Origin of the sequence: Pseudodesulfovibrio sp. JC047, from assembly GCF_010468615.1 — a bacterium.
Classification (GTDB): Bacteria; Desulfobacterota; Desulfovibrionia; order Desulfovibrionales; family Desulfovibrionaceae; genus Pseudodesulfovibrio.
Window position 1 is genome coordinate 2,008 of the sequence record NZ_WUEH01000042.1, and the last position, 1,806, is coordinate 3,813.

The window sequence follows — 1,806 nt, forward strand, 5'->3', positions numbered from 1 at the left end:
AACGATCTTTGACAGTTAAATAGGGTAAGAAGAGAGAATTCCTAAGTTAAATAAGTTACTAAGGGCACAAGGTGGATGCCTTGGCACTAGGAGGCGATGAAAGACGTGATAGGCTGCGATATGCCTCGGGGAGGAGCCAAATATCCTTTGATCCGGGGATTTCTGAATGGGGAAACCCACATGAATTCATATTCATGTATCTCAAGACTGAATACATAGGTCTTGAGAGGCGAACGCGGTGAAGTGAAACATCTCAGTAACCGCAGGAGAATAAATCAAAAGAGATTCCGGTAGTAGCGGCGAGCGAACCTGGAATAGGCCAAACCATCGAGTTTCGACTTGATGGGGTTGTAGGGCTGACATAATCGATCCATGATTAGATAAGGGAACAGGTTGGGAAACCTGGCCGTAGAGAGTGAAAGTCTCGTACCTTAAATTGAAAGTGGCGTAGTCAGTACCTGAGTACCGCGGGACACGAGAAACCCCGTGGGAATCTGGGAGGACCATCTTCCAAGCCTAAATACTCCCTAGTGACCGATAGCGAACCAGTACCGTGAGGGAAAGGTGAAAAGAACCCCTGTTAGGGGAGTGAAATAGAACCTGAAACCTTGTGCCTACAAGCTGTGGGAGCGGACTTGTTCCGTGACCGCGTGCTTTTTGCATAACGGGCCAGCGAGTTAATCTGTAGTGCGAGGTTAAGCCTTAAGGTGTAGCCGTAGCGAAAGCGAGTCTGAATAGGGCGACAAGTAGTGCGGATTAGACCCGAAGCCGGGTGATCTATCCATGAGCAGGCTGAAGCTTGAGTAAAATCAAGTGGAGGGCCGAACCAGTATCGGTTGAAAACGATTTGGATGACTTGTGGATAGGGGTGAAAGGCCAATCAAACCCGGTGATAGCTGGTTCTCTCCGAAATATATTGAGGTATAGCGTCACATAAGTTTGCCGGAGGTAGAGCACTGACAGGGCTAGGGGCCTCACCAGGTTACCAACCCCTATCAAACTCCGAATGCCGGTAAATGATGTGTGGCAGTCAGGCTATGGTTGCGAAGGACCATGGCCAAAAGGGAAACAGCCCAGACCAACAGCTAAGGTCTCCAAATCAATGCTAAGTGGGAAAGGTGGTGGAGTTGCTTATACATCCAGGAGGTTGGCTTAGAAGCAGCCATCCTTTAAAGAAAGCGTAATAGCTCACTGGCCTAGCGATTCTGCGCCGAAAATGTAACGGGGCTAAGCATTGTACCGAAGCTTTGGGTTCATACTTTGTATGAGCGGTAGGAGAGCGTTCTCAGATGGGATGAAGGTGAACCGTGAGGTTTGCTGGACTAATGAGAAGAGATCATGCTGGCATGAGTAACGATAAAATAAGTGAGAAACTTATTCGCCGTAAACCTAAGGTTTCCTGGGTAAAGCTAATCTTCCCAGGGTAAGTCGGCCCCTAAGGCGAGGCAGAAATGCGTAGTCGATGGGAAACAGGTTAATATTCCTGTACATGTATATGTGTGCGATGGAGGGACGCAGAAGGATAGATGATCCGGGTGTTGGATATTCCCGGTGCAAGCGTGTAGGGTTGAATTGTAGGTAAATCCGCAGTTCTTTATGCCTGAGACGTTATGCCGAGTCTTTAATCGACGGAAGTCATTCATTCCATACTGCCAAGAAAAGCTTCTAAGTTTAGCATATGCATACCGTACCGCAAACCAACACAGGTAGGTGGGTCGAGCAGACCAAGGCGCTTGAGAGAACTCTGGTTAAGGAACTCGGCAAAATGACCCCGTAAGTTCGCAAGAAGGGGTGCTCGAAATTGTC

The 1,806-nt window shown here is 48.3% G+C and carries 1 rRNA gene (only partly in view); it reads left to right on the forward strand.

Going from position 1 to position 1,806, the window contains the following annotated elements:
• The first annotated feature begins 48 nt into the window (after window positions 1-48).
• Window positions 49-1,806: ribosomal RNA gene (locus GO013_RS17090) — 23S ribosomal RNA — on the forward strand (it continues 1,383 nt past the right edge of the window).